26 protein-coding genes and 1 other RNA gene are annotated in these 26886 nt (G+C 66.0%); 19 read left to right on the top strand and 8 right to left on the bottom strand.

The genetic code is table 11. The features are described 5' to 3' along the window. Nucleotides 1-6: 6 nt before the first annotated feature. The gene (locus P2PM1_RS12240) at nt 7-1650 is read left to right on the top strand and encodes an ABC transporter ATP-binding protein (RefSeq protein ID WP_186388686.1); all 1644 of its coding nucleotides are present in this window, start codon (nt 7-9) and stop codon (nt 1648-1650) included. Nucleotide 1651: 1 nt separating this feature from the next. Here the strand turns inward: P2PM1_RS12240 and P2PM1_RS12235 are convergent, their stop codons facing one another. The 6 genes from P2PM1_RS12235 to P2PM1_RS12210 all read right to left on the bottom strand — a co-directional run bounded on the left by P2PM1_RS12235 (nt 1652) and on the right by P2PM1_RS12210 (nt 7907). After that, entirely contained in the window at nt 1652-2866 is a 1215-nt protein-coding gene (locus tag P2PM1_RS12235; protein ID WP_186399226.1) for a lytic transglycosylase domain-containing protein, read from the bottom strand. Nucleotides 2867-2937: 71 nt separating this feature from the next. After that, nucleotides 2938-3546, bottom strand: a complete 609-nt coding sequence (recR, locus tag P2PM1_RS12230) for a recombination mediator RecR (RefSeq protein WP_186388688.1) — start codon at nt 3544-3546, stop codon at nt 2938-2940. 4 nt (nt 3547-3550) lie between these two features. Then, complete coding sequence (locus P2PM1_RS12225) at nt 3551-3871, bottom strand: YbaB/EbfC family nucleoid-associated protein (protein WP_186388689.1); 321 nt, start codon at nt 3869-3871, stop codon at nt 3551-3553. A gap of 84 nt (nt 3872-3955) precedes the next feature. Then, complete coding sequence (locus tag P2PM1_RS12220; RefSeq protein WP_186399225.1) at nt 3956-5938, bottom strand: DNA polymerase III subunit gamma/tau; 1983 nt, start codon at nt 5936-5938, stop codon at nt 3956-3958. Nucleotides 5939-6105: 167 nt separating this feature from the next. Next, nucleotides 6106-6203, bottom strand: an RNA gene (gene ffs, locus P2PM1_RS12215) — signal recognition particle sRNA small type. Between the two features lie 54 nt (nt 6204-6257). Next, complete coding sequence (locus P2PM1_RS12210) at nt 6258-7907, bottom strand: acyl-CoA synthetase (protein ID WP_186399224.1); 1650 nt, start codon at nt 7905-7907, stop codon at nt 6258-6260. 172 nt (nt 7908-8079) lie between these two features. On the opposite strand from P2PM1_RS12210, the gene P2PM1_RS12205 reads away from it, so the two are divergent. The 9 genes from P2PM1_RS12205 (at nt 8080) to P2PM1_RS12165 (ending at nt 15421) form a co-directional block, all read left to right on the top strand. After that, a complete protein-coding gene (locus P2PM1_RS12205) occupies nt 8080-8523 on the top strand; it encodes an HIT domain-containing protein (RefSeq protein WP_186388692.1) in 444 nt (147 codons plus the stop codon). Nucleotides 8524-8541: 18 nt separating this feature from the next. Further along, nucleotides 8542-9483: an NAD(+) diphosphatase gene (gene nudC / locus P2PM1_RS12200; protein ID WP_186399223.1), complete on the top strand. Its 942-nt coding sequence runs from the start codon at nt 8542-8544 to the stop codon at nt 9481-9483. After that, nucleotides 9462-10091: a histidine phosphatase family protein gene (locus P2PM1_RS12195; protein WP_244301487.1), complete on the top strand. Its 630-nt coding sequence runs from the start codon at nt 9462-9464 to the stop codon at nt 10089-10091. Before nudC ends, P2PM1_RS12195 begins: the two co-directional genes overlap by 22 nt. Nucleotides 10092-10170: 79 nt before the next feature. Further along, nucleotides 10171-10830: a sulfate transporter family protein gene (locus P2PM1_RS12190; RefSeq protein WP_186399222.1), complete on the top strand. Its 660-nt coding sequence runs from the start codon at nt 10171-10173 to the stop codon at nt 10828-10830. Nucleotides 10831-11033: 203 nt separating this feature from the next. Beyond that, nucleotides 11034-11432, top strand: a complete 399-nt coding sequence (sdhC, locus tag P2PM1_RS12185) for a succinate dehydrogenase, cytochrome b556 subunit (protein WP_186388695.1) — start codon at nt 11034-11036, stop codon at nt 11430-11432. Between the two features lie 14 nt (nt 11433-11446). Beyond that, complete coding sequence (sdhD, locus tag P2PM1_RS12180) at nt 11447-11830, top strand: succinate dehydrogenase, hydrophobic membrane anchor protein (protein ID WP_186388696.1); 384 nt, start codon at nt 11447-11449, stop codon at nt 11828-11830. Nucleotides 11831-11835: 5 nt separating this feature from the next. Then, nucleotides 11836-13665, top strand: coding sequence for a succinate dehydrogenase flavoprotein subunit (sdhA, locus tag P2PM1_RS12175; RefSeq protein ID WP_186399221.1), 1830 nt, complete (start codon nt 11836-11838; stop codon nt 13663-13665). Nucleotides 13666-13726: 61 nt separating this feature from the next. Next, nucleotides 13727-14569, top strand: a complete 843-nt coding sequence (locus P2PM1_RS12170) for an FkbM family methyltransferase (protein ID WP_186399220.1) — start codon at nt 13727-13729, stop codon at nt 14567-14569. A 69-nt stretch (nt 14570-14638) separates the two neighbouring features. Then, nucleotides 14639-15421 carry a succinate dehydrogenase iron-sulfur subunit gene (locus P2PM1_RS12165; RefSeq protein ID WP_067223334.1) on the top strand — a complete coding sequence of 261 codons (783 nt, stop codon included), beginning with the start codon at nt 14639-14641 and terminating at the stop codon, nt 15419-15421. A gap of 69 nt (nt 15422-15490) precedes the next feature. Here P2PM1_RS12165 and P2PM1_RS12160 read toward each other — a convergent pair whose 3' ends face one another. Beyond that, complete coding sequence (locus P2PM1_RS12160) at nt 15491-15868, bottom strand: MAPEG family protein (protein WP_186388699.1); 378 nt, start codon at nt 15866-15868, stop codon at nt 15491-15493. A 152-nt stretch (nt 15869-16020) separates the two neighbouring features. Between P2PM1_RS12160 and P2PM1_RS12155 the strand changes: the two genes are divergently transcribed. After that, complete coding sequence (locus tag P2PM1_RS12155; protein WP_186388700.1) at nt 16021-16362, top strand: carboxymuconolactone decarboxylase family protein; 342 nt, start codon at nt 16021-16023, stop codon at nt 16360-16362. A 223-nt stretch (nt 16363-16585) separates the two neighbouring features. Beyond that, nucleotides 16586-17035 carry a low molecular weight phosphatase family protein gene (locus tag P2PM1_RS12150; protein ID WP_186388701.1) on the top strand — a complete coding sequence of 150 codons (450 nt, stop codon included), beginning with the start codon at nt 16586-16588 and terminating at the stop codon, nt 17033-17035. 26 nt (nt 17036-17061) lie between these two features. Here the strand turns inward: P2PM1_RS12150 and P2PM1_RS12145 are convergent, their stop codons facing one another. Beyond that, a complete protein-coding gene (locus tag P2PM1_RS12145) occupies nt 17062-17634 on the bottom strand; it encodes a GNAT family N-acetyltransferase (RefSeq protein WP_186388702.1) in 573 nt (190 codons plus the stop codon). Nucleotides 17635-17985: 351 nt separating this feature from the next. On the opposite strand from P2PM1_RS12145, the gene P2PM1_RS12140 reads away from it, so the two are divergent. The 7 genes from P2PM1_RS12140 to P2PM1_RS12110 all read left to right on the top strand — a co-directional run bounded on the left by P2PM1_RS12140 (nt 17986) and on the right by P2PM1_RS12110 (nt 26797). Next, entirely contained in the window at nt 17986-18552 is a 567-nt protein-coding gene (locus P2PM1_RS12140) for an AprI/Inh family metalloprotease inhibitor (protein WP_186388703.1), read from the top strand. A 52-nt stretch (nt 18553-18604) separates the two neighbouring features. Beyond that, on the top strand, nt 18605-19012 hold the full coding sequence (locus tag P2PM1_RS12135) for a carboxymuconolactone decarboxylase family protein (RefSeq protein WP_186397134.1): 408 nt from the start codon (nt 18605-18607) through the stop codon (nt 19010-19012). Nucleotides 19013-19154: 142 nt separating this feature from the next. After that, on the top strand, nt 19155-20318 hold the full coding sequence (gene zapE, locus P2PM1_RS12130) for a cell division protein ZapE (protein WP_186397135.1): 1164 nt from the start codon (nt 19155-19157) through the stop codon (nt 20316-20318). 143 nt (nt 20319-20461) lie between these two features. Beyond that, nucleotides 20462-21424: a malate dehydrogenase gene (mdh, locus tag P2PM1_RS12125; RefSeq protein WP_186388706.1), complete on the top strand. Its 963-nt coding sequence runs from the start codon at nt 20462-20464 to the stop codon at nt 21422-21424. Between the two features lie 77 nt (nt 21425-21501). Continuing rightward, complete coding sequence (sucC, locus tag P2PM1_RS12120; protein WP_186397136.1) at nt 21502-22701, top strand: ADP-forming succinate--CoA ligase subunit beta; 1200 nt, start codon at nt 21502-21504, stop codon at nt 22699-22701. Continuing rightward, a complete protein-coding gene (sucD, locus tag P2PM1_RS12115) occupies nt 22701-23609 on the top strand; it encodes a succinate--CoA ligase subunit alpha (RefSeq protein WP_186388708.1) in 909 nt (302 codons plus the stop codon). The genes sucC and sucD overlap by 1 nt, the downstream gene beginning before the upstream one ends. A gap of 203 nt (nt 23610-23812) precedes the next feature. Then, nucleotides 23813-26797: a 2-oxoglutarate dehydrogenase E1 component gene (locus P2PM1_RS12110; protein WP_186397137.1), complete on the top strand. Its 2985-nt coding sequence runs from the start codon at nt 23813-23815 to the stop codon at nt 26795-26797. Nucleotides 26798-26886 lie beyond the last annotated feature (89 nt).

Here is a 26886-nt window from a genome sequence, read left to right as displayed (position 1 = left end):
GACCCCATGACGAGCGCACAGAACAAACCGCCGCTGCTTTCGGTCCGCGAGTTGTCGGTGGCCTTCACCCAGAACGGGGTGACCCATACGGCGGTGGACAGGATCTCCTTCGACATCGGCCCCGGCGAGACCGTGGCTCTGGTCGGCGAATCCGGCTCCGGCAAGTCGGTGTCGGCGCTCTCGACCGTCAAGCTGCTGCCCTATCCGGCAGCCTCCCATCCGAGCGGTGAGATCCTGTTCAAGGGCGAGGACGTGCTCAAGGCCGGCGAGGCGGCCCTGCGCCGCATTCGCGGCAACGAGATCTCGATGATCTTTCAGGAGCCGATGACCTCGCTCAACCCGCTGCACACGGTGGAGAAGCAGATCGCCGAGGTGCTGAAGGTCCATCGCGGCATGGGCGATGCGGCCGCACGGGCTCGGGTGGTGCAACTGCTCGACCAGGTCGGCATTCGTGATCCCGAGAGCCGCCTGCAGAGCTATCCGCATCAGCTCTCCGGCGGCCAGCGCCAGCGCGTGATGATCGCCATGGCGCTGGCCAACGAGCCTGACCTGCTGATCGCCGACGAACCGACCACCGCGCTCGACGTCACCGTGCAGGCGCAGATCCTCAAGCTCTTGAAGGAACTGCAGCGCGACGTCGGCATGGCGATGCTGTTCATCACCCACGATCTCGGCATCGTCCGCAAGGTCGCCGACCGGGTCTGCGTGATGACGAAAGGCAAGATCGTCGAAAGCGGCCCGGTGCGCGAGGTCTTCGAGAACCCGCAGCACAGCTACACCCAGCATCTGATCGCGGCCGAGCCCAAGGGCAAGCCGCCGGTGACGGACGAAAGCCGCCCAGTGGTGGTGGAAGCGCGCGACGTGAAGGTGTGGTTCCCGATCCGGCGCGGGTTGCTGCGCCGCACCGTCGATCACATCAAGGCAGTCGACGGTATCGATGTCACGGTGCGCGAGGGGCAGACGCTCGGCATCGTCGGCGAGAGCGGTTCCGGCAAGACGACGCTGGGGTTGGCTCTGCTGCGGATGATTTCTTCCACCGGCAAGATCCGCTTCGGTGCCCGCGAGATCGACACCCTGTCATGGAAGGATATGCGTCCGCTGCGCCGTGACATGCAGATCGTCTTTCAGGACCCGTTCGGCTCGCTCAGTCCGCGCATGTCGGTGGCCGATATCGTCGGCGAAGGCCTTGCCGTCCATTTCCCCGGCATCACCGCGGACGAGCGGGATGACCGGGTGGCGGCCGCCCTTGTCGAGGTCGGCCTCGATGCCGACACCCGCTTCCGCTATCCGCATGAGTTTTCCGGCGGCCAGCGCCAGCGCATCTCCATCGCCCGCGCCATGGTGCTGCAGCCGAAATTCGTCATGCTCGACGAGCCGACCTCGGCGCTGGACATGAGCGTGCAGGCCCAGGTGGTCGATCTCCTGCGCGATCTGCAGACGCGCCACGGTCTCGCCTATCTCTTCATCTCGCACGATCTCAAGGTGGTGCGCGCGCTCGCCAACGAGGTCATCGTCATGCGCGCCGGCAAGGTGGTGGAGGCGGGCGCGGCGGCGGAGGTCTTCGATACTCCGAAGACCGACTACACCAAGGCGCTGATGGCCGCCGCCTTCCGGATGGAGACGGCGGACGCCGGCATCGTCAGCGAGTAGGTTACTCCAGCCAGCAGGTTGCCCGCCGTCCGGCCTTTTCCTGTTCGAGCCCGAGGGTGCGGCGGGTCTTGAAGCCGATCAGCCCGTCGGCCCCGCCGACATCGTGGCCCTTGCCTTCCAACTGGAGCTGCAGGTCGCGGACGGCGCCGCGCGAGCGGGTCTTCACCTCTTTCCAGCCCTGGACGAAACCGGCACTGCTGCTGTAGCGGTCGGCAAGATGGCCGACGAACAGCGCGTAGACATCGGACTCGTTATAGGCCTTCAGCACATAGAAATTGTCCGTGACGATGAAGGCGGGGCCGTTGCGGCCGGCGGGCATCAGCAGGAAGCCCGGTTGCGGCAATTCATGGGAGGGGAAGGGACGATCCCTGACGCGGCTGACGCCTTCCGCGACCCAGGCGGAGATCGGCTGGCCGCGATCGGGCCCCTCGCGCGAGCAGGAGACGGAAGCCGGCACAAGTGCCTCGTAGCCCCAGTCGCGCCCTTTCACCCAGCCGTGCCAGGCGAGATAATTGGCGATCGAGGCGAGGGTGTCCGGCACCGACCGCCAGATGTCGCGCTTGCCGTCGCCGTCGAAATCCACCGCAAACCGCAGGAAGCTGGAGGGCAGGAATTGCGGCTGGCCGAGCGCGCCGCCCCACGAGCTCCGCAGGTCGGCCCGCGTGATGTGTCCCTCGGCGAGGATCTGCAGGGCGGCGACGGTCTCGCTGGCGAAGAACTCCCGCCGGGTCCCCATGAAGGCGCGGGTGGCCAGCGTCCTCAGAGCGTCGTTGGGAATACGGGCCGCGCCATAGCCGGATTCGCGGCCCCAGATCGCCAGGATGATCCGCGACGGGACGCCGTATCTGGCCTCGATGCGCGCAAGCGTAGCTGCGTGGGTCTGCGCCAGCCGCTGTCCCTGGGCGGCCAGCGCGTTGAACTGGTTGTCGCGGAAATAGCCGGCCGGGGCGCGGAACTCGGACTGGTAGTTGACCGAAGGCGGTCGTTCGGGGCCGTCGGGATCGCCAAGGCCGGGTAGCGAGGTGTCGGGCGACAGGCCGGCGAGTTCGCGGTCGATCACCCGTTGCGGCACGCCGGCCGCGCGGGCGGCCGGTGCGATGCGGGTTTCCAGAAACCGGTCGAATTTCGCCTGCAAACCCTGTTGCTGCGCATGGGCGGACGAGGTCCACAACGTTGCGAGCAGAACTGCGAGCAATGCGGAAAGGGCGCGGTGCATGACGATCCGTTGCGGTGGCTGACAGGAGCCAAGCCTAACATGGCCCTTACGGGGACGACACGGGAAGCGAACTAGAAGGACGTTCGGGCCTTCAGCGCCTGGACCAGCGTTCCCTCGTCGAGATAGTCGAGCTCGCCGCCGACAGGAACGCCGTGGGCAAGGCGCGTCACCTTGACGTCCATGCCGCGCAGGCGGTCGGTGATGTAATGGGCGGTGGTCTGGCCCTCGACCGTCGCGTTGACCGCAAGGACGATTTCCGTCACGCCGCCGGCCGCGACGCGCTCGATCAGCTTGTCGATGGTCAGGTCGTCCGGGCCGATGCCGTCGAGCGGCGACAGGGTGCCGCCGAGAACATGGTAGCGGCAGTTTAGCGCCCCGGCACGCTCCAGCGCCCACAGGTCGGACACGTCTTCCACCACGACGATGGTCGCCGTGTCGCGGCGCGGATCGGCGCAGATGGTGCAGGGGTCGCAGGTGTCGACGGTGCCGCAGGTCGAGCACACCGTCACCCGGTCCACGGCGACGCCCATCGCCTGCGCCAGCGGGACCAGCAACTGGTCCTTCTTCTTGATGAGGTGCAGCGCCGCGCGCCGGGCCGACCGGGGACCCAGCCCCGGCAGCTTGGCAAGCAACTGGATCAGCCGTTCGACCTCGGGTCCGGCGACCGCCCGGTTGGCCATGGGGTCAGAACGGCAGCTTGAAGCCGGCGGGCAGGCCAAGGCCACCCATCAGTTCCTGGGTCTTCTGCTGCAGCAGTGCCTCGGCCTTGGCCTTGGCATCCTGATGCGCCGCAAGGATCAGGTCCTCAAGGATCTCGACCTCGTCGGGCTTGGCCATGGACGGGTCGATGCGGATGGCCTTAAGCTCGCCCTTGCCGGTCATGGTCAGGGTGACCATGCCGCCGCCGGCCGATCCTTCGACCGAAAGCGAGGCGATCTCTTCCTGCAGCGAGCCCATCTGCTCCTGCATCTGCTTCGCCTGTTTCATCATCTTCAGGAAGTCCATGGGTCTCTCCTTGAGAGCGGTGCGGCAGGGCGCCGGTTCAGACCTGCCAATCGGCGGACGGCCGTGCCGGGTTCCGCCGGTGTATCATGCGTCGGGGTCGATTTCGTCCTCGGTCGGCGCCATGTCAAGGGGCGCGTCCTCGGCCGCCATCATTCTGACGTCGACGACCTTGGCTCCCGGAAAGGCCGAGAGCAGGGCGGCAACGGTGGGCTCGGCCTTGGCATCGGAAAAGAGCTGGCGCTGGTTGGCCTCGCGCTCCTCGTGCAGCGTCGGCCGGCCTTGCGTACGTGAGACGGTTACGATCCAGCGGGTGCCGGTCCATTCCGACAGGCGACGACCGAGCCGGCCGGCGAGATCGGGGTCGGCGCCCTCGACCGGCTGGAATTCGATTCGGCCCGGCTCGAAGCGGACCAGCCGCATCTGCCGTTCGATCTCGACCTTCAGACGAATATCGCGTTTTTCGCCCGCCAGGGCCGCACAGTCAGCAAGCGAGGCAAGTCCGTGGCTAGGTGCTGGCTGAGAGGCGCCAGCGGGCTGGGCGCGCGTCGCCTCCGGCGCAAGGCCGCCCGCCAGTCCCCCGGCCAGCGCCTGCAGGCGCGGCGGCGAGGTGGGAGCGATCTGCGACCGTGGGGCCTGACCAGGTAGCGCCTGACCGGGCAGTGCCTGTGCGGAGGTGCGCATCTGCGCTGAGACAGCGACCGGCTCCGCCGTCGGGGGGGAGTAGGGGGCGCCGGAAGCGACTGGCGACGAGGCGGCTTGCGCCGGCTCGCCTGGCGCCTGTCGGCCGGAAGCGTCTCCGCCGGACGTCTGCGGGCGAGCTGGCGGCGCGGGCAGGCTGGAGCCGAGTGCCGCGGCCTTGCCCTCGCGCAGCATTCGCAGGGCATCTTCCGGGTCGGGAAGGTCGGCGGCATAGGCAAGGCGCACCAGCACCATGTCGGCGGCCAGTTGCGGCTTCGGCGCGGCCTGGACCTCCTCGATGCCCTTCAGCAGGATCTGCCAGGCGCGCGACAGCAGGCGCAGCGACAGGCGGCCGGCAAGCTCGCGGCCGCGCGCGCGCTCCGTCTCCGTCACGGAGACATCATCGCCGGCATCGGGAACGATCTTCAGACGGGTGACGAGATGGGTGAACTCGGCAAGATCGGACAGCACGACCACCGGGTCGGCGCCGACTTCGTATTGCTGGCGGAATTCGGCCATGGCCGCGCCCGCATCGCCGCGCATCAGGTGCTCGAAGAGATCGATGACGCGGGCGCGGTCGGCAAGGCCGAGCATCGCCCTCACGGTCTCGGCGCCGATCGTGTCGCCGCCTCCCAGGGAGATGCTGCCATGGGCGATGGCCTGGTCGAGCAGCGACAGCGAGTCGCGCGCCGAGCCTTCGCCCGCCCGGGCAATCAGCGCCAGCGCCTCGTCGGCAACAGCGATGCCCTCGGCCTGCGAGATGCGGCGCAGCAGGCCGACGATCTTCTCGGCATCGATGCGGCGCAGGTCGAAGCGCTGGCAGCGCGACAGGACCGTCACCGGCACCTTGCGGATCTCGGTGGTGGCGAAGATGAACTTCACATGCTCGGGCGGCTCTTCGAGCGTCTTCAGCAGGCCGTTGAAGGCCGACTTCGACAGCATGTGCACTTCGTCGATAATGTAGACCTTGTAGCGGGCGGAGGCTGGCCGGTAGCGCGCCGCGTCGGTGATCTCGCGAATGTCGTCGATGCCGGTATGTGAGGCGGCATCCATCTCGATCACGTCGACATGGCGGCCGTCCATGATCGCCTCGCAATGCACGCCGAGCTTGTCGAGGTTCACCGTTGGCCGGTCGACTTCGCCGGGAACCTCATAGTTGAGCCCGCGGGCGAGAATGCGTGCCGTCGTGGTCTTGCCGACGCCGCGCACGCCGGTCAGCATCCAGGCCTGGGCGATGCGTCCGGTGTCGAAGGCGTTGCGCAGGGTCTGGACCATCGGTTCCTGGCCGACCAGATCGTCGAAGCTGCGCGGGCGATACTTGCGCGCAAGCACGCGATACGCGGAAGCGCCGGAATTCTCGTCGGAAGAGGTGGGGATGAGACCGTCCATGGGCCCGAGCTTAACGGCGCGACCGCCGGATGTTGAGGCCTATTCGGCGCGTCAGGCAGGATTTCCCCGCCGCCGCTTGCGATAACGCGCCATCAAGCATCCCCGCGCTGATCGTGATGACCTCGCGAACAGGAAGGAAAACCGGGTCGGCGCCTGAAACGGAAAGGGTGGGAGGCTGGCACGGTGACCCGTGCCGCGACTCGTTGGGGCTGCTTCCTTCCGGACCTGACCCGGTTGGCGAGTGGCTCGTCCACCACCAACCTCCCGCGCCCTATATCGTGATTTTATCCCGCCGATGCAAGGGGAAATCCCGCAAGGATCACCGGCGGTCCCCGCTCTCCCCGGTCTCGGCGACCGCCTGGGCGCGCAGGTCCTTGCGGATGATCTTGCCGGTCGTCGTCATCGGCAGGGCCTCCACGAAGGCGATCTCGCGCGGATATTCGTGCGCGGCGAGCCGCGACTTGACGAAGTCCTGCAGCTCGCGCGCCAAGGCCTGCGACGGTGCATGTCCCTCCGCCAGCACCACATAGGCCTTGACGATTTCCGTGCGCGCCGGGTCCGGCTTGCCGACGACGCCTGCCATGGCGACGGCCGGGTGACCGATCAGGCAATCCTCGATCTCGCCGGGGCCGATGCGATAACCGGCCGAGGTGATGACGTCGTCGTCCCGTCCGACGAAGCGCAGCCAGCCGTCGGCATCGCGCACGCCCATGTCGCCGGTCAGCAGGTAATCGCCGGCGAACTTCGCCTGCGTCGCCTCGGGGTTGTTCCAGTAGCCGAGGAACATCACCGGGTCTGGGCGCCGGACGCCGATCGTGCCCTGCTGGCCGTCGGGGAGCGGCGTGCCCGTGGCATCGACGATGGCAAGGTCGTGGCCGGGCACCGCACGGCCCATGATACCCGGCCGCGCCGGCATCAGCCGCGCGCAGGATGAGACGATCATGTTGCACTCGGTCTGGCCGTAGAACTCGTTGATGGTGACGCCGAACACCCGCCGGCCCCACTCCACCAGCTCCGCACCCAGCGTCTCGCCGCCGCTGGCGATCGTTCGCATGTTGAGACGCAGGCCCGCCGCCGGCTCGCCATGGGCCCGCATCATCTTGAGTGCGGTGGGCGGCAGGAAGGCGTTGCGGATTCCCTCCTCGGCGATCAGCTTGAACGCGGCCTCTGCGGTGAATTTGCGGAAGCGGCAGGCGACGACGGTGATGCCGTGATGCAGCGCCGGCATCAGCACGTCGAGCAGCCCGCCGATCCAGGCCCAGTCGGCAGGCGTCCAGATGCGGTCCCCGGGCTGGGGAAAGAGATCGTGGCTCATCTCGACGCCGGGCAGGTGGCCGAGCAGCACCCGCTGGGCATGCAGCGCGCCCTTTGGCTGGCCGGTGGTGCCGGAGGTGTAGATGATGATCGCAGGATCGTCGGCCAGCGTGTCGACCGGCGTGAAGGCGGCGGACTGGCTTGCGAGTTGCGCATGCAGATCGATGGTGCCGGGAGCCGCGCCATCGATCGTATAGACGATCTGTAGATCGGGAAGCTGATCGCGGATCCGGGCGAGCTTGGCTGCGCCCTCGGCATTGGTGACGACCGCGCGGGCACCGGAATTGCCGAGCCGGTAGGCCAACGCCTCGTCGCCGAACAGCATGAACAGCGGGATGGTGATCGCACCCATCTTGAGGGCGGCGATGTGGGTCGCGGCTGTCTCCACCGCTTGCGGCAACAGGACGGCGACCCGGTCGCCCTGGCGGACACCATCGCGGCAAAGCAGATTGGCGATGCGATTGGACAGCGCCTTCAGGGCCGCAAAGCTGACGACCTCCCGGCGGCCGTCTTCCGAGATGGCGATGATCGCCGTGCGCTCCGGGTCGACGTCGGCCCACTTGTCGCAAATGTCGAGGCCGATATTGTACCGCTCCGGCACCTGCCAGGCGAAACGCGCGGCAAGGTCCTCGTAGCTCGTTGCCTCAGGCAGCATCGGCGTCCTCCCTCTCGCCGGCGGTTCCGGCCTTGTCGTTTCTGTTGTCTGGCATGCCTTTTCGCGAGGAGCCCCGTCAACGGGAAACGCTGCTTCGCGAAGGGCTGGCGCTGGCATCTGCGGCGGCTATAGTGCGCTTTCCTGTCCCAGCCCGCCTCCCGACGGAGCATTCATGGCGTCCTTCAGTCTCGACTCGCGGCTTGCGGCCGACAGCCTGGCCGTCGCCGATCTGTCGCTGTCTTCCCTGCGCCTCATGCGAGACAGCCGATTTCCCTGGTTGTTGCTGGTTCCGCGCCGGCCGGACCTCGTCGAGATCATCGATCTGGCTGAGGCGGAGCAAGCCGTTCTGATGCGTGAGATCGCCCTTGCCAGCGAGGCCCTGAAGGCGGAGACGGGATGCGACAAGCTGAATGTCGGAGCGCTGGGCAACATCGTGTCGCAGCTTCATGTTCATGTCATCGCCCGCCGTGAGGGAGATGTCGCCTGGCCGGGCCCCGTGTGGGGATCGGGCCCTGCGGTGCCCTACGCTGCCGGGCAGGCCGAAGCGCTGGCTGCCGCGATTGCCGGTCGCTTGCCGAAGGACGCCTGGGTCCCGTTCACCAGCCACGCGACCTGAGCCGAGGACCGTTTCAGCATGACCAACACACCCGATACCGCCTTCGGGTTTGCCTATCATGGCAATCCGTTGGAGCGTCTGTCCGAATATCGCGGAGATGCGGAGTGGATGGCAGGGCACCGGAGCAATCCGCAGGCCCGCTTCGTCTTCTTCTGCGAGGGCAAGCCGCTGGTGGGGACGGACAGCGGGCCGCTGTCCGTGCTCTGGCAGGAGCAGGCCGGGGCGGTCTTTGCCCCGATCGAGAAGGAAGAGACGATCCTGCTCGGCTTCCAGCCCGATACGCGGGCACCGGTCTTTGCCGCCGCGCTGGCGGCGGACCCGGTGCGCATCGAGGCGGGTGGACGCAAGTTGATCGACATCCGCTCCCTGGCGCTACAGGGAGTGCTGCCGCCCCCGCAACTCGGCATGCTGGCTCAGGCCAGTGCCTTGCTGCACTGGCACACAAGCCATCGCTTCTGCTCACGCTGCGGGGCCCCCAGCGTCATGGCGCTGGGCGGATACCGGCGCGACTGCCCCGCCTGCGGTGGTCAGCATTTTCCGCGGACCGATCCGGTGGCGATCATGCTGGTGACGGATGGCGACGCCTGCCTGATGGGGCGTCCGCCGCGCCTGCCGGAGGGGGTGTTTTCCACCCTTGCCGGCTTCATCGAGCCGGGAGAGACGATCGAGGAAGCGGTGCGCCGGGAAGTGTTCGAGGAATCCGGTATCCGGGTCGGTGCCGTCAGCTATATGGCGAGCCAGCCCTGGCCGTTCCCGGCGTCCCTGATGATCGGCTGCCACGGTACCGCGCTCAGCCGCGACATCACCATGGACGCGGCCGAACTTGAGGCCTGTCGCTGGTTCTCTCGCGACGAGGTGACGGCGATGCTGGCGGATGCCCATCCCCAGGGCCTGAAGGTGCCGCCGCCGCTTTCCATCGCCCACTGGCTGATTCGCAGATGGGCCGAGGGGCAGGGCTGAAGATGGTGCTGGGGCCCGCCGACTGTCTTTATCTTACCCATCCGCAGGTGCGCATCGATCCCGACGTTCCCGTCCCCGACTGGAGCCTGTCCGAGAAGGGGCTCGGGCGCGCCCGCCTTGGCCTGCTGCGGCCGGAATTCGCCTCCCTCGGGCACATCGTCTCGAGTGGCGAGAGGAAGGCGATCGAGACGGCTGCGGTCTTCGCCGATCGCTTCGGTCTCGAACTGGTGGTCGATGACTTGATGCACGAGAACGACAGGTCGTCGACGGGTTTCCTGCCGCCGGAAGAATTCGAGCGCGTGGCCGATGCGTTCTTCGGGAGCCCGCACACCAGCGTTCGCGGCTGGGAGCGGGCCTGCGATGCCCAGGCCCGAATCGTCGACCGGGTGGCGGTGCATCTGGAGCGCATCCCGGAGGACGAGTGGGTGCTTTTCGTCGGCCATGGCGGTGTCGGCACCTTGCTCAAGTGCCATCTTGGCGGCTGGGCGATCGATCGCAGGCATGACCAGCCAGCGGGCGGGGGCTTCTTCTATTCCTTCGCGCGGCAGGCGCTGCAGGAGCGAAATGCCCCGGCGCCGGATCTTGCCTGGCGGCCCGTCGACCGGTGAGCCGGACCGGCTTGTGGTGGACGCGCCGGCTTCCTAAGTGAGGGGCGAAACAGCCCGCGACAAGGACCGCGTTCCCGATATGATTTCCTCCGCCCTGCGCGCGCTCACCCAGATCTTCGAGCCCCCCTTGCGGGCAATCTTCTGGAAGACGCTCGGCTACACCCTGGCGCTGCTGTTCGTGGTCTGGCTCGCCCTGAACGGTGCCGTCGCGGCCTTGGTCAGCCTGCCCTATCCCTGGCTTGAAACGGTCCTGTCGCTGCTGACGGGCATCGGGGTGATCTTCCTGCTCGGCTTTCTCGTCGCACCCGTGACCGCGATCATCGCCGGCCTGTTGCAGGATGATATCGCCGAGGTGGTGGAGCGTGACGACTATCCGGCGCACCCGCCGGGCAAGGCCCTGCCGCTGTCGGTGGCCCTGCCGCAGGCGATCAAGTTTGCCGGCATCGTCATCGCCGGCAACCTTCTGGCCTTGCTGCTGCTGCTCGTGCCCGGCGTCAATCTGGTCGCCTTCTTCGTGATCAACGGATATCTGCTCGGCCGCGAGTTCTTCGAGTTCGCGGCGACGCGGTTTCGTCCGCCGGAAGAAGCGCGCGCATTGCGACGCGCCCATTCGGGCACCGTTTTCCTGGCTGGGCTGGCAATCGCCGCCTTCCTCGCCGTGCCGCTGCTCAACCTGCTGACGCCGATCTTCGCCACCGTGATGATGGTACATCTGCACAAGCGTCTGACGTATAGGTAAGGCGTTTCGGGCGGTGGAGCGCCGACCGGCCGCCGCACGCGTCGAAGCCTGCTTTGGATCGGCATCGAAATCCGTGCTCCGTCTTATCCGACAGGATATTTTGACGTACCCGTCCGATGGAGTTAGAAGGCGGGTATACAAGGCCCTGATTTAGCTAACGTTTACGTAAGCGTAAGCCGATGAGGGAGACGGGAGAACAATCCATGTCGGACGTCGGGACGAGAAACAGCCGGCCGCTTTCGCCGCATCTCCAGATCTACAAACCCATCCTCACAATGGTCATGTCGATCCTGCACCGCATCACGGGCGGGGCGCTGTATTTCGGCACGATCCTTGTTGCCTGGTGGCTGGTGGCGGCAGCAGCGGGGCCGGAGTATTTCGACTTCGTCAACACTCTGTATGGGTCGATTCTCGGGCGGCTGGTGCTGTTCGGCTTCACCTGGGCGCTGGTCCACCACATGCTGGGCGGAATGCGGCACTTCATCTGGGACATGGGACACGGATTCGGTCCCGAGGCCCGTGAGTGGCTCGCCCGCGCGACGATCATCGGTTCCGTGTCCTTGACGATCCTGCTGTGGGTCGTCGGCTATGCGGTTCGTTGAAGGAGGCTCGACCCATGACTGACATGCGCACACCGCTCGCGCGCGTTCGCGGCCTCGGCTCCGCCAGGGACGGCACCATGCATTTCTGGCGCCAGCGCGTCACCGCCGTCGCCAATGTCTTCCTGATCACCTTCTTCGTGATCCTGATCATTGCCCTGCAGGGCGATGATCACGCATCGGTCGCGGCCGCCCTCGCCAATCCGCTGGTGGCGATCGTCATGCTGATGGTGGTGGTCTCCGGCACCTATCACATGAAGCTCGGCATGCAGGTCATCATCGAGGACTATGTGCACGGCGAGTTGACCAAGTTCCTGGCGCTGATGGCCAACACCTTCTTTTCGGCGTTCATCGGCCTTGCGTCGATCTTTGCCGTCCTCAAGATCAGCTTCGGAGGCTGAACACCATGGCAGGACAAGCCTATTCCTTCGTCGATCACCGCTATGACGTGGTGGTCGTGGGAGCCGGTGGCGCCGGCCTGCGGGCGACGCTCGGCATGGCCGAGCAGGGTCTCAGGACCGCCTGTATCTCCAAGGTCTTCCCGACCCGCTCCCACACGGTCGCGGCGCAGGGCGGCATCGCCGCCTCGCTGCAGAACATGACGCCCGACTGCTGGCAGTGGCACATGTATGACACGGTGAAGGGCTCCGACTGGCTCGGCGACACCGACGCCATGGAGTATCTGGCCCGCGAGGCGCCGAAGGCGGTCTACGAACTGGAGCATTACGGCGTGCCGTTCTCGCGCACCGAGGACGGCCGGATCTATCAGCGTCCCTTTGGCGGCCACATGCAGAACTATGGCGATGGCCCCCCGGTGCAGCGCACCTGCGCCGCCGCCGACCGCACGGGCCATGCCATCCTGCACACGCTCTACGGCCAGTCGCTGCGCAACAATGCCGAGTTCTTCATCGAGTATTTCGCGCTCGATCTGATCATGTCCGAGGACGGGATCTGCCAGGGCGTCATCGCCTGGAATCTCGACGACGGCACCATTCACCGTTTCGCCGCCAAGATGGTGGTGCTGGCCACCGGCGGCTATGGCCGGGCCTATTTCTCGGCGACGTCCGCCCACACCTGCACCGGTGACGGCGGCGGCATGGTGGCGCGTGCCGGCCTGCCGCTGCAGGACATGGAATTCGTGCAGTTCCATCCGACCGGAATCTACGGCGCCGGCTGCCTGATCACCGAAGGCGCGCGCGGCGAAGGCGGCTATCTCGTAAACTCCGAGGGCGAGCGCTTCATGGAGCGCTATGCTCCCTCGGCCAAGGATCTCGCTTCCCGCGACGTCGTCTCGCGCTGCATGACGATGGAAATCCGCGAGGGGCGTGGTGTGGGCAAGAACAAGGACCACATCTTCCTGCATCTCGACCATCTCGATCCGGCCATCCTGGGCGAGCGCCTGCCGGGCATTTCCGAGTCGGCGAAGATCTTCGCCGGCGTCGACGTGACCAAGGAGCCGATCCCGGTCCTGCCGACCGTTCACTACAACATGGGCGGCATTCCCACGAACTACTGGGGCGAGGTGCTGAACCCGACGGCGGACGATCCGCATGCCATCCAACCGGGTCTGATGGCCGTCGGCGAGGCGGGCTGCGCCTCGGTGCATGGTGCCAACCGCCTCGGGTCCAACTCGCTGATCGACCTTGTCGTCTTCGGGCGGGCTGCGGCGATCAAGGCCGGCGAGGTGATCGATCGCAAGTCGGCGGTGCCGACGCCCGACGAAGCCTGCTGCGACCGGATCATGGGACATTTCGACCGGCTCCGTCATGCCAATGGCGGCACGCCGACCGCGCAGTTGCGCGAGAAGATGCAGCGCGCCATGCAGGAGGACGCCGCCGTCTTCCGCACCCAGGAAAGCCTGGAGCAGGGCTGCCGGCGCCTGACCCAGATCTGGGGCGAGATGGCCGACCTCAAGGTCACCGACCGCTCGATGATCTGGAATTCCGATCTGGTGGAAACGCTGGAGCTTGAGAACCTGATGGCCAACGCCATCACCACGGTCTTCGGCGCCGAAGCGCGCAAGGAGAGCCGTGGCGCCCATGCCCGCGAGGACTACAAGGACGGTCCGATGGGCGGTCGCGACGACGAGAACTGGCGCAAGCACACGCTTGCCTGGGTCGACGAGGCCGGCAAGGTGACGCTCAAGTATCGCCCGGTGATCACCGAGCCGCTGACCACCTACGAGGAAGGCGGCATCGACCCGAAGAAGATCGCGCCGAAGGCGCGCGTCTACTGATGGAGACTGCGCACCGACCGGGCCTTGAAGGCTTTGCCGGTGCGCCTGGAGCCCTGCGGACATGACGGCGGCAGCCACACTCGTCGATACGACCTCTCCCTTCGGGACCTACCGGGCCCGGGGACTGGCGCGTTTCGCGTGGCGGCTCGCCGATTGGCACGATCTCGCACCGACCTTACGCAAGAAGCTGCGGGCGGTCGTTGCCCACCTGTTCGCGGGCCCCTTCGATGCAGAGGTGGAAGGCATCCGCTTCCGGCTCTATCCCGGCTCCAACTATGACGACCGCAAGATCCTGGCGCGGCAGCGCCTGCCCGAGCGGGCCGAGCGGCGGTTTCTCGCCGCCCATCTGCGGCCGGGCACGGTCTTCGTCGATGTCGGGGCCAATGTCGGCAGCTACAGCCTTGCCGCAGCGCGCTGCGGCGCCACCGTTCTGGCGGTGGAGGCCAATCCGGAAACGGCGGGGCGCCTTGCCTTCAACATCGCCGCCAACGGACTGGCGGGAATAGATCTGGCGACGGTTGCCGTCGGCGAACGCCGCGGAACGATGGAGTTGTGGAGCGAGCCCAGCAATTGCGGCTTTGCGACCCTGTTGCCGGACCTGACGGAGGAATGGCAGGGCGACTGGCGGCCGCGCCAGGTTCGCGTGGAGCCGCTGGCGGAGATCCTGGTGAGCCACGGCGTGACGCGAGTCGACGTTCTGAAGGTCGATGTCGAGGGATACGAAGACCGGGTTCTGCTGCCCTATATCAGGTCGACGGATCCGAGCGGCCACCCCGGTGCGATCCTACTGGAAACCAACTGCCGCGAGCATTGGCAGGAAGACTGCCTCGCCGTGCTCGCTGCCTCCGGCTATCGGGTCGAAGGCGAAACGAAAGACAATGTGCTGCTGAGGCGTGCTGCCTGAGCGGCTGGAACGTGAACGGAATGGACGGCTGGCCCGAATTCGGCCGACCGAAACGCGGAGCGACGAGACATGGTACAGTTGACGCTTCCCAAGAACTCCCAGGTCACCCAGGGCAAGGTCTGGGACAAGCCGGCCGGCGCCACCAACCTGCGGGAATACCGCATCTATCGCTGGAACCCGGATGATGGCCGCAACCCGCGCGTCGACACCTATTTCGTTGACCTCGACGATTGCGGCCCGATGGTTCTGGATGGCCTGATCTACATCAAGAACAACATCGATCCGACGCTGACTTTCCGTCGTTCGTGTCGCGAGGGCATCTGCGGCTCCTGCGCGATGAACATCGACGGGACCAATACGCTGGCCTGTACCCGCGGCATGGAGGAGATCGGCGACGGCCCGGTGAAGATCTATCCGCTGCCGCACATGCCGGTCGTGAAGGATCTCGTGCCGGACCTGACGCGCTTCTACGCCCAGCACCGCTCCATCGAACCCTGGCTGCAGACGACGACGCCGGCGCCGGAGAAGGAGTGGCGCCAGAGCCATGAGGACCGCGCCAAGCTCGACGGCCTCTACGAGTGCATCCTGTGCGCCTGCTGCTCGACATCCTGCCCGAGCTACTGGTGGAACGGCGACCGCTATCTCGGCCCGGCGATCCTGCTGCAGGCTTATCGCTGGTTGATCGACAGCCGCGACGAGGCGACCGGCGAGCGCCTCGACAACCTCGAGGATCCGTTCCGCCTTTACCGTTGCCACACGATCATGAACTGTTCACAGGCCTGCCCGAAGGGCCTGAACCCGGCCAAGGCGATCGCCGAAATCAAGAAGATGATGGTCGAGCGCCGCGTCTGACGCACCGCCGCCGGCTTTGCATCTGCCGAAGGGCCGCCCGAACAGATCGGGCGGCCCTTTCGCGTTGCCTCAGCTCCAGGCCGGACTGGTGAAGATCGCCACGCTGGACAGGAAGCCGACGGCCCAGGCCAGGGAACGGGGCGTTGCCCGGTCGGTCCAATAGCAGAAGATGAAGATCAGCCGCGCACCGATGAACAGGCCGGCCAGCCGGTCGATCCAGTCCGGATTGCCGCCTTGCCACAGCCCGACGATGACGGCCGCGGCGAACAGCGGCAGGGCCTCGAAGCCGTTCGCCTGGGCGGCGGCGGCGCGGGCGCGAAACCCCTCTTTCCAGTAGTCCGGATCGCGCGGGCGCGCATTGTCGAACTCCTTGGAGAGCTTGCCCGGAAACGCGGAGACAATGGGCAGGATGGCGGCGGCAAGAATGCACCAGATAGCGAAGGGCATGGGCGGTCTTCCGGTTGGTTGCGCTCGGCGAAGAGGTGACCGGATTGCATCGACCGGTCAAGCGGAAGCCTCCGTGCTTGATCCAGCGCAAGGTCCGTCTCTCGCCGCGCGGTTAGCGTCGCCGCACTCAAATCAACGCGGGATGACGCATCATGGCTGTCAACGACTGGAGTGCTTTTCTTGATCAGACGGATCTTAGGATGGCGGAGCTGCGCAGCGGGATACCCGGCGTTGCCAAGGGCTTCCACGAGACCGCGAAAGCTGCGATCGGACCGGGAGCGCTCGATTCCAAGACCAAGGAACTGATCGCCCTGGCGATCGGTATTGCGGCGCGCTGCGATGGCTGCCTTGCCTACCATGCAAAGGCGGCCGCGAAGTATGGGGCAACGCGCGAAGAGGTGCTCGAGGCGATCGGTGTCGCGGTCTATATGGGCGGTGGCCCCTCGATGATCTATGGGGCGGAGGCGCTGGCCGCCTACGACAGTTTCGCATGATGCGGCAGGGTGCATCGGACGCCGGCTGCGCCTTCTGATTGCCGTCTTTTCGCCCTGAACTCTCTCCCTGCTCGTCATATTGGCGTTTCCGATCCTCCGTATCACCTGCGCGGGGGCGGAAATCCGATTCGTTGTGCTGTCGTCGTGGGGCCGGCGGTGGAAACCGGCGTACGCAATGCCCATCTGCCATGCGAATGGGCCATGCGTGCAGCAAGGAGTACCGATGACTGTGAATGTCCTGTTCCTGTGCGATGACAACGCCAGGCTCAGCCCGATGGCCGAAGCCTATCTGAACGCAGATGACGGTCGCAGCATTCGCGCGTTCTCCGCCGGCCTCTCGCCGGCGCCCCGCCTTGCCGAAGGTGTCGAGCGTGTGCTCGCCGCCCATGGATTGTCAGCGGCAGATCTCCAGCCCAAGAGCTGGCAGTTGTTCGCGCTGCCACATGCTCCGGTGCCGGATGTGGTGGTCGGCCTGAGCGCCGCCGCGCTGGCTGCAACGCGCCGGGTCTGGCCGACCCATGCGCGGTTGCTTGACTGGTGCGTGGGCCCGCATACGTCGCGGCTGGTCGGGCGCGACGCGTTGCGCGATGCGTTTCATGAGCTGCGCCGGCGCATCAATCTGGCTCTTGAGGACGGGCTGTTCCGCCCGGTGGCCATGCGCCGGATCGCCTGACATGCGGCCACCAGCCGCGCGGGCCTTCACCCGCCGATCGGTCTGCGGGAGCGGTCCGTCAGCGCGCCGATCAGCCCGAACAGGTCGGCGAGCCCTTCGCGGACCAGGCTGAACGCGGAAAAGCTGCGCGGCTCGATCCGGCCGACGATGTCGCCCATCTCGAATGTCAGGTCCGCGGTGAACTTGCGCGCCAGTTGCTGCATCGCGCGGTTGGTGGCGAGGCAGTTCATGTAGATATGCCGGCAGCCGCGGTTGCGGGCGGCGATCAGCGTCAGCTCCATCAGCCGGGTGCCGATGCCTGTCTGCTGGCAGCAAGGCTCGACCGAGAACGCGGCCTCGGCGATGGCGCGATCCTCGAACGGGCGCAATTCGGCGACCGCGCGCAGGCAGCCATCGACGAAATAGCCGTGAATCACCGTTCCGAGCGTGAAGCTGGTGTCTGCGTAGCACCGCAGAAAAGCATCGCTTGCAGGCATGGCGAAGCGGGCCCGGCGGGCGGTCGCGTCAAGCCGCAAGAGATGGTCGCGGAACTGCGCCAGATCGTTGTAGGTCAATTTCCTGTAGTAGCCGGCCTGCGGCTTGTCGGTTCGATACGACATGCGATGCTCCTGACAAAGACAGCACCGCTCCTCGGGTCTCCCCAGACCGCCCGGCAGTCATGACATCGCTCTGCGGCGGATTCGTGGCCGAGGCCGGAGATCCGACATCAGCTTGGTCTGGGCCATGATTTGGACCAATTGCCTCCGCATTGAAGGCGCGTCAACCATTTGGTCACCAAAACCGACAAGAATCGGCCGGGCCTGCGATGTGGGGTTGCGTCGGGAAATCCGCCTCTGCGGAGGCTGAAGCCGGAAGATGTCCGGTGGGGACGGACTGTCCCTGCGACGTTGCCGTCTGCAGATCCGCGAGCCGACCGTCCAGAGCATAGAACGAGCAAGGACAGATACATCATGACCCGTTCCTCCCGGTATGGCTCCCCCCTGGCAGCCGCGCTCTGCCTGACCGTGGCGCTCGCCGGCTGTCAGCGCCTGGGATACGGAGACCGAAGCGCCCCGCTTCCGGCAACGCCGACGGCCCCCGTCGCGAGCCAGTCGCTGGAGCCGTTGCGGCCGATGGAGCCGGCTCCCGGTACGGCGGGGCAGCCGCTTTACAGTGAACCGATGGGCCAGACGGATGTCGCTGCGGTCGATCCCGGCGCCGGTGCGGCCCCGAGCGGCCCCCCGGCCGGGGCACGGGAGATCGGCCGCAGCGATATGCTCGGCGGCTGGTCGATCACCTCCGGCGCGGACAATTGCAAGCTCTTCATGACGCTGACCACCTGGAGCGGCGGGTATCGCGCGAACTCCCGCGGCTGCGCGTCGCCGCAGATGCAGACGATCTCGGCCTGGGACCTGCAGGGCAAGCAGGTGCTGCTGAAGGATGCCAGCGGCACGACCATCGCGGAACTCTATGCGACCGGCGCCGAGACGTTCTCCGGCCGCACCACCTCCGGTGCGCCGATCCAGGTCTATCGGTAAGAGCCTGTCGCCCGAAGCCGCGGGCACGGGTTGAGACGTAAGGGACGAGGCGATGTCGATCTGGCCGATCCTGCAAGATGATCAACTCTCGCCTCGCGCGGCGGCGGTGATCGCGGATATCCGCGCCACCCGCAAGACGGATTTCATCAACAATTTCTGGCGCGTCCTTGCCAATGATCCGGCGCTTCTCGAGCGGACATGGGCGAGCCTGAAGGAGGTGATGGCCCCCGGCGCGCTCGACCCGCTCGTGAAGGAGATGCTCTACGTCGCTGTGTCGATCGCCAATGGTTGCGAGTATTGCATTCGCTCCCATACGACCGCAGCGCGCGCCAAGGGCATGAGCGAGGAGCAACTTGGCGAGTTGCTCGCCGTGGTCGGCATGGCCAGCGAGACCAACCGCCTGGCGACCGGCCTCCAGGTGCCCGTAGATCGTGCCTTTCTCCCCGGCGAGACGGTCTGAGGCAGCGGGAGCCAGGCACTTGCCCTTGGCCGTACGCTCGGGCTATCCAGCGCAGGAGAGGCCCCTTGCGGGCAAGGGTTGCGTTTTCCAGAACCCGGCTCCACGGTCGGGTCTTTCACGGGCTGGTTTCAGGGACGGGTTGATGGCTGCTACGCACCCGGACGGGCGAACAATTCCGCTCGCGCATACGGTCACGGGACGCTACGACGCGCTCGTGGCTGCCGGAGAAATCGAGCGGGATCCGGCCCAGACCGAAGTTGCCGACGCCCTCGACCGGCTGAACGCGCTGCTGGCCGAGACCGGGCCCGCCTCCAAGAAGAGCGCTCTCGGCTGGCTGTTCGGCAAGCGCGGTGCCGCTAGGGCACCCGTCAGGGGGCTCTATGTCTGGGGCAAGGTCGGCCGCGGCAAGACCATGCTCATGGACCTGTTCTTCGATATCGCGATGATGAAGAAGAAGCGGCGGGTGCATTTCCATGAATTCATGGCGGACGTGCATGAGCGCGTCCATGCGGTCCGCGCCGCGATCCGGGACGGCAGGCTCGCGGGCGATGATCCGATCCCTCCGGTGGCGGCGGATCTGGCCGCCGACACCCGTCTCCTGTGCTTCGACGAGTTCACGGTGACCGACATCGCCGATGCGATGATTCTCGGCCGTCTCTTCACGCGGCTGTTCGAATTGGGCGTGGTGGTGGTCGCGACGTCGAACGTGGCCCCTGACGACCTCTATCGCGACGGGCTCAATCGGGGCCATTTCCTCGGCTTCGTCGACCTGCTCAAGACGCGCGTCGACGTGGTCTGCCTTGATGCGCGCACCGACTACCGCCTGGAGAAGCTTGCCGGCGCGCCGCTCTATCTGTCGCCGCTGGGCGCCGGCACCGAGCGGATGCTGGACGAACTCTGGCGCAAGCTCACCCATGGGCTGCCGGCGCACGAGGAGGTACTGGAGGTGAAGGGACGCAAGATCCCGGTGTCCCGCACAGCCGCCGGCGTTGCCCGCTTCACCTTTGCCGAACTGTGCGAGAAGCCGCTCGGCGCGGCGGACTATCAGCGCCTGGCACTCTCCTATCACACATTCGTGCTGGAGGGCGTTCCGGTGATGGACCTGCCCCAGCGCAATGCCGCCAAGCGCTTCATCAACCTGGTGGATACGCTCTACAACAACCGCAACAAGCTGATCGTCTCCGCCGAGGCCGAACCCGAAGGGCTCTATCTCGCCTCCACCGGAACGGAGGCCTTCGAGTTCCAGCGCACGATCTCGCGTCTCGTCGAGATGCGGTCGCAGGCCTGGCTGAGCGAGCCGGCCTGAGGAAAACCGGCGCCTGAGTTGGGCCAGCGGACCTGCCGCTAGCCCTTCGATTAGCTTGCACGCACGCGCCAAAGGGTTTAGTGCCATGCGCGACCGTTGAGAACGGCCAATGCTCCATTTTACGTAAAGGGAAGCAACAGGATATGGCTCGGAACAAGATCGCTCTGATCGGCGCAGGACAGATCGGCGGCACGCTCGCCCACCTCGCCGGCCTGAAGGAACTCGGCGACATCGTCCTCTTCGACATCGCTGAAGGCACCCCCCAGGGCAAGGCGCTCGACCTTGCCGAATCCTCCCCGGTCGATGGCTTCGATGCCAAGCTCTCCGGCGCCAATTCCTACGAGGCGATCGCCGGTGCCGATGTGGTGATCGTCACCGCCGGCGTGCCGCGCAAGCCCGGCATGAGCCGCGACGACCTGCTCGAGATCAACCTCAAGGTGATGGAGCAGGTGGGCGCGGGCATCAAGGCGCATGCTCCGAACGCCTTCGTCATCTGCATCACCAACCCGCTCGACGCGATGGTCTGGGCCCTGCAGAAGTTCTCCGGCCTGCCGGCCAACAAGGTCGTCGGCATGGCCGGCGTGCTGGACTCCGCCCGCTTCCGCTACTTCCTCGCCGAGGAGTTCAACGTCTCCGTCGAGGACGTGACCGCCTTCGTGCTGGGTGGCCATGGCGACACCATGGTGCCGCTGACCCGCTACTCCACCGTCGCCGGCATTCCGCTCCCGGACCTCGTCAAGATGGGCTGGTGCACCGCCGAGCGTCTGGAAGAGATCGTCCAGCGCACCCGTGACGGCGGCGCCGAGATCGTCGGCCTGCTGAAGACCGGCTCGGCCTTCTACGCGCCGGCCGCCTCTGCCATCGCCATGGCCGAGAGCTACCTGAAGGACAAGAAGCGCGTGCTGCCCTGCGCCGCGCATCTGACCGGCCAGTACGGCCTCACCGACACCTATGTGGGCGTTCCGGTGGTGATCGGTGCCGACGGTGTCGAGCGCATCATCGAGATCTCTCTCGAAGGCGAGGAAAAGGCCAATTTCGACAAGTCCGTCGCGGCTGTCGACGGCCTGGTCGAGGCCTGCAAGAAGATCCAGCCGGCGCTTGCCTGAGGACGTTTTCACGGGAGGCCGCTGGCCTCCCGTCTCGCATCGGGCGAGCTCTGTCAAAACCATCCGGGGATAGACACATGAACATCCACGAATACCAGGCCAAAGAGGTTCTTAAGGCCTACGGCGCGCCGGTGGCCAAGGGCGTGGCCATCTTCTCGGCCGACGAGGCCGAGGCCGCTGCCAAGCAGCTTCCCGGCCCGCTCTGGGTCGTCAAGTCCCAGATCCATGCCGGCGGTCGCGGCAAGGGCAAGTTCAAGGAACTCGGCCCCGACGCCAAGGGCGGCGTTCGTCTCGCCTTCTCGCTGGACGAGGTGAAGTCGCACGCGGCCGAAATGCTCGGCAACACGCTGGTGACCAAGCAGACCGGCGCGGCCGGCAAGGTCGTCAACCGCCTCTATATCGAGGACGGCGCCGACATCGAGCGCGAGCTTTATCTCTCGATTCTCGTCGACCGCACCGTCGGCCGTCCGGCTTTCGTCGTTTCGACTGAAGGCGGCATGGACATCGAGGCCGTGGCCGAGGAGACGCCGGAGAAGATCCATACGCTCCCGATCGATCCGGACACGGGCGTGACCGAGGCCGATGCGGCCAAGCTCTGCGATGCGCTGGAGCTGACCGGTGCGGCGCGCGAGGACGGCATGACGCTGTTCCCGATCCTGCACAAGGCCTTCGTCGAGAAGGACATGAGCCTGCTTGAGGTCAACCCGCTGATCGTCATGAAGGACGGCCGCCTGCGCGTTCTCGACGCCAAGGTCTCCTTCGACGGCAACGCTCTCTTCCGCCATCCGGAGATCGTCGAACTGCGCGACATCACCGAGGAGGACGAGAAGGAAATCGAGGCCTCCAAGTACGACCTCGCCTATGTGGCGCTCGAGGGCGACATCGGCTGCATGGTCAATGGCGCTGGCCTTGCCATGGCGACCATGGACATCATCAAGCTCTACGGCGCCGAGCCGGCGAACTTCCTCGATGTCGGCGGTGGCGCCTCCAAGGAGAAGGTCACGGCCGCGTTCAAGATCATCACCTCCGATCCGAACGTGAAGGGCATCCTGGTCAACATCTTCGGCGGCATCATGCGCTGCGACGTGATCGCGGAAGGCGTGCTGGCGGCGGTGAAGGAAGTCGGCCTCCAGGTGCCGCTCGTCGTTCGCCTGGAAGGTACCAATGTCGAACTCGGCAAGAAGATCATTTCCGAAAGCGGTCTCAACGTGATCGCCGCGGATGACCTCGACGACGCTGCTCAGAAGATCGTCAAGGCCGTGAAGGAGGCCGCCTGATGTCCATTCTCGTCAACAAAGACACCAAGGTCATCGTCCAGGGCCTGACCGGCAAGACCGGTACGTTCCACACGGAGCAGGCTCTGGCCTATTACGGCACCAAGATGGTCGCCGGCGTTCATCCCAAGAAGGGCGGCGAAAGCTGGACTTCGGGGGTTGATGCGGCCGCTTCGCTGCCGATCTTCGCCAGCGTCGGCGAGGCCAAGGAAGCGACCGGTGCCGATGCATCGGTGATCTACGTGCCGCCGGCAGGTGCGGGCGCCGCGATCATCGAGGCGATCGAGGCGGAAGTGCCGCTCATCGTCTGCATCACGGAAGGAATTCCGGTCGCCGACATGGTCAAGGTCAAGGCCCGGCTGGAGAAGTCCAAGTCGCGCCTGCTTGGCCCGAACTGCCCGGGCGTCCTGACGCCGGAAGAGTGCAAGATCGGCATCATGCCGGGCTCCATCTTCAAGAAGGGCTCGGTCGGCGTCGTCTCGCGCTCCGGCACGCTGACCTATGAGGCGGTGTTCCAGACCTCGAACGCGGGCCTCGGCCAGACCACGGCCGTCGGCATCGGCGGCGATCCGGTCAAGGGCACCGAGTTCATCGACATCCTGGAGATGTTCCTTGCCGACGACGCGACCAAGTCGATCATCATGATCGGCGAGATCGGCGGTTCGGCCGAGGAAGAGGCCGCTCAGTTCCTCAAGGATGAGGCCAAGAAGGGTCGCAGCAAGCCGATGGCCGGCTTCATTGCGGGCCGTACCGCGCCTCCGGGCCGCACCATGGGCCATGCCGGTGCGGTCATCTCCGGCGGCAAGGGTGGTGCCGAGGACAAGATCGCGGCGATGGAAGAGGCGGGCATCCGCGTCTCCCCGTCACCGGCCAAGCTCGGCGAGACCCTGCTTGAGGTTCTCAAGGGCTGATTTTTCGCGATAACCGGTTTTTTACCGAGTTCGCAGCCACATATGGAGCACGGGAGCTTCCCTCAAGGAAGTTTCCCGTGTACCGCTTTGAACAGGAGCGGCGCGGGACACGCATCGCGCTGCTTCATCCCACATCCGTTTATCGGGGCGCTGCGTGAAAGGGCTCCCCTCAACAGGCGGGCGGGGGTAACCTCGCTATGGTGATGGCTCGGCAGGACGCGAACAATGCCTTCGCGATGACGTCGTTTCTTTACGGCGGCAACGCAGCGTATATTGAAGATCTCTACGCGCGCTTCAAGGAAGATCCCGGCTCTCTCGACGAGACGTGGCGCGACTTCTTCTCCAACTTGGCGGATGAAACGGCCGACGTTCTCAAGGAGGCGCGCGGCGCATCCTGGAAGCGTGCCGACTGGCCACCGACGGCCAGGGGCGACCTCGTCAACGCCTTCGACGGCAACTGGGCGCCGGTGGAGAAGGCGATCGGCGACAAGCTGAAGGCAAAGGCGGAAGAGAGGGGCAAAGCCCTGACCGATGCCGACGTCCAGCAGCAGACGCGCGATTCCGTGCGCGCGCTGATGATGATCCGCGCCTATCGCATGCGCGGTCACCTGCACGCCGACCTCGATCCGCTGAACCTCAAGGAGCAGATGGATCACGAGGAACTGCATCCCTCGTCCTACGGCTTTACCGAGGCCGACTGGGATCGCAAGATCTTCATCGACTACATGCTCGGCCTCGAATTCGCGACGCTTCGCGAGATGCTCGAGATCCTCAAGCGCACCTATTGCTCGACCCTCGGCGTCGAGTTCATGCACATCTCCAATCCGGCGGAGAAGGCGTGGATCCAGGAGCGCATCGAGGGGCCGGACAAGGAGATCGAGTTCACGCCGCGAGGCAAGAAGGCGATCCTCAACAAGCTGATCGAGGCCGAGGGCTTCGAGAAGTTCCTCGACGTCAAATACACCGGCACCAAGCGCTTCGGTCTTGACGGCGGTGAGGCGCTGCTTCCCGCGCTCGAACAGATCATCAAGCGCGGCGGTGCGCTTGGCGTCCAGGAGATCGTGCTCGGCATGGCCCATCGCGGCCGTCTCAACGTGCTCTCCCAGGTCATGGGCAAGCCGCTGCGGGCGATCTTCCACGAGTTCAAGGGCGGCTCCTTCGCCCCTGACGAGGTGGAGGGCTCGGGCGACGTCAAGTATCACCTCGGCGCCTCGTCGGACCGCGAGTTCGACGGCAACAAGGTGCACCTGTCGCTGACCGCCAATCCCTCGCATCTGGAGATCGTCGACCCGGTGGTGCTGGGCAAGGCGCGCGCCAAGCAGGACCAGCTTTCGGCGGTCAACGGCCACTGGGTCGAGACCACCGAAGTCGACCGCTCCAAGGTCCTGCCGCTGCTGCTGCATGGCGATGCGGCCTTCGCTGGCCAGGGCGTGGTCGCCGAGTGCTTCGGCCTCTCGGCGCTGCGCGGCCACCGGACCGGCGGGTCGATCCACTTCATCATCAACAACCAGATCGGGTTCACGACCAACCCGCGCTTCTCGCGGTCCTCGCCCTATCCCTCGGATGTGGCGAAGATGATCGAGGCGCCGATCTTCCACGTGAACGGCGACGATCCGGAAGCCGTGGTCTATGCGGCGAAGGTCGCGACGGAGTTCCGTCAACTCTTCGGCAAGCCGGTGGTGATCGACATGATCTGCTACCGCCGCTTCGGCCATAACGAGTCGGACGAGCCGGCGTTCACCCAGCCGATCATGTATCGCAAGATCCGCAGCCATCCGACGACGCTGCAGATCTATGCCGAGAAGCTGATCGGGGAAGGGGTGATCACCGCCGAGGAACTGGAGGCGATGCGCGCCGGTATGCGTGCCCGTCTCGACGAGGAGTTTGACGCCGGTCAGGCCTACAAGCCGAACAAGGCCGACTGGCTCGACGGCAAGTGGTCGGGCCTGAAGCAGGCTGAGGATCTCGACGATCCGCGGCGCGGCCAGACGGCGGTACCGACGGAAGACCTCAAGCTTGTCGGCAGCGCGCTGGCGCGGGTGCCCGAGGGCTTCAACATCCACCGCACGATCCGCCGCTTCCTCGACAATCGCGAGAAGATGTTCGACACCGGCGAGGGGATCGACTGGGCGACCGCCGAGGCGCTGGCCTTCGGCACCCTGCTGCTGGAAGGCCATCCGGTGCGCCTGTCGGGCCAGGATTGCGAGCGCGGCACGTTCTCGCAGCGCCATTCGGTCCTCTACGACCAGGAGGACGAGCAGCGCTACATTCCGCTGAACCATCTGCGCGAGGGGCAGGCCCGCTACGAGGTCATCAATTCGATGCTCTCCGAGGAGGCCGTGCTCGGGTTCGAATACGGCTACACGCTGACGGAGCCGAACGCCCTGACCCTTTGGGAAGCCCAGTTCGGCGACTTCGCCAACGGCGCGCAGGTGGTCTTCGACCAGTTCCTGTCGTCGGGCGAACGCAAGTGGCTGCGCATGTCGGGTCTCGTCTGCCTGCTCCCGCACGGCTACGAGGGCCAGGGTCCCGAGCACTCCTCGGCGCGCCTGGAGCGCTTCCTGCAGATGTGCGCGGAAGACAACATGCAGGTCGCCAACTGCACCACGCCGGCGAACTACTTCCACATCCTGCGCCGGCAGTTGAAGCGCGACTTCCGCAAGCCCTTGATCCTGATGACGCCGAAGTCCTTGCTGCGGCACAAGCGCGTGGTCAGCCGCCTCGACGAGTTCTCCGACGGGTCGGCGTTCCACCGCCTGCTGTGGGACGATGCGCAGCTTGAGGGCTACAGCGACATCAAGCTGAAGCCGGACAACAAGATCCGGCGCGTGGTCATGTGTTCGGGCAAGGTCTACTATGACCTGTTCGAGGAGCGCGAGAAGCGCGGCATCGACGATGTCTATCTCCTGCGCGTCGAGCAGCTTTATCCGTTCCCGACCAAGGCGCTGGTCTCCGAGCTGTCGCGGTTCAAGGATGCGGACTTCGTCTGGTGCCAGGAAGAGCCGAAGAACATGGGCTCCTGGTTCTTCGTGCAGTCCTATCTGGACTGGGTGCTGAGCCAGATCAACGCAAAGCATCCGCGTCCGCGCTATGTCGGCCGCGCCGCCTCCGCGGCGACGGCGACGGGTCTGATGTCCAAGCACATGGCGCAGTTGCAGGCGTTCCTCGACGAGGCGTTTGCCGACTAGCCCTTCCGGCTCCCGGGCGCAGGTCCGGGAGCCGATACCGTCCCGGTCCAAAGCAGCCGGGGATGCCCGACTCCATCGCTCGCGCGGAC

The organism is Stappia sp. P2PMeth1 (assembly GCF_900185735.1).
Classification (GTDB): Bacteria; Pseudomonadota; Alphaproteobacteria; order Rhizobiales; family Stappiaceae; genus Stappia.
This window is presented reverse-complemented; position numbering and strand designations above follow the sequence as displayed.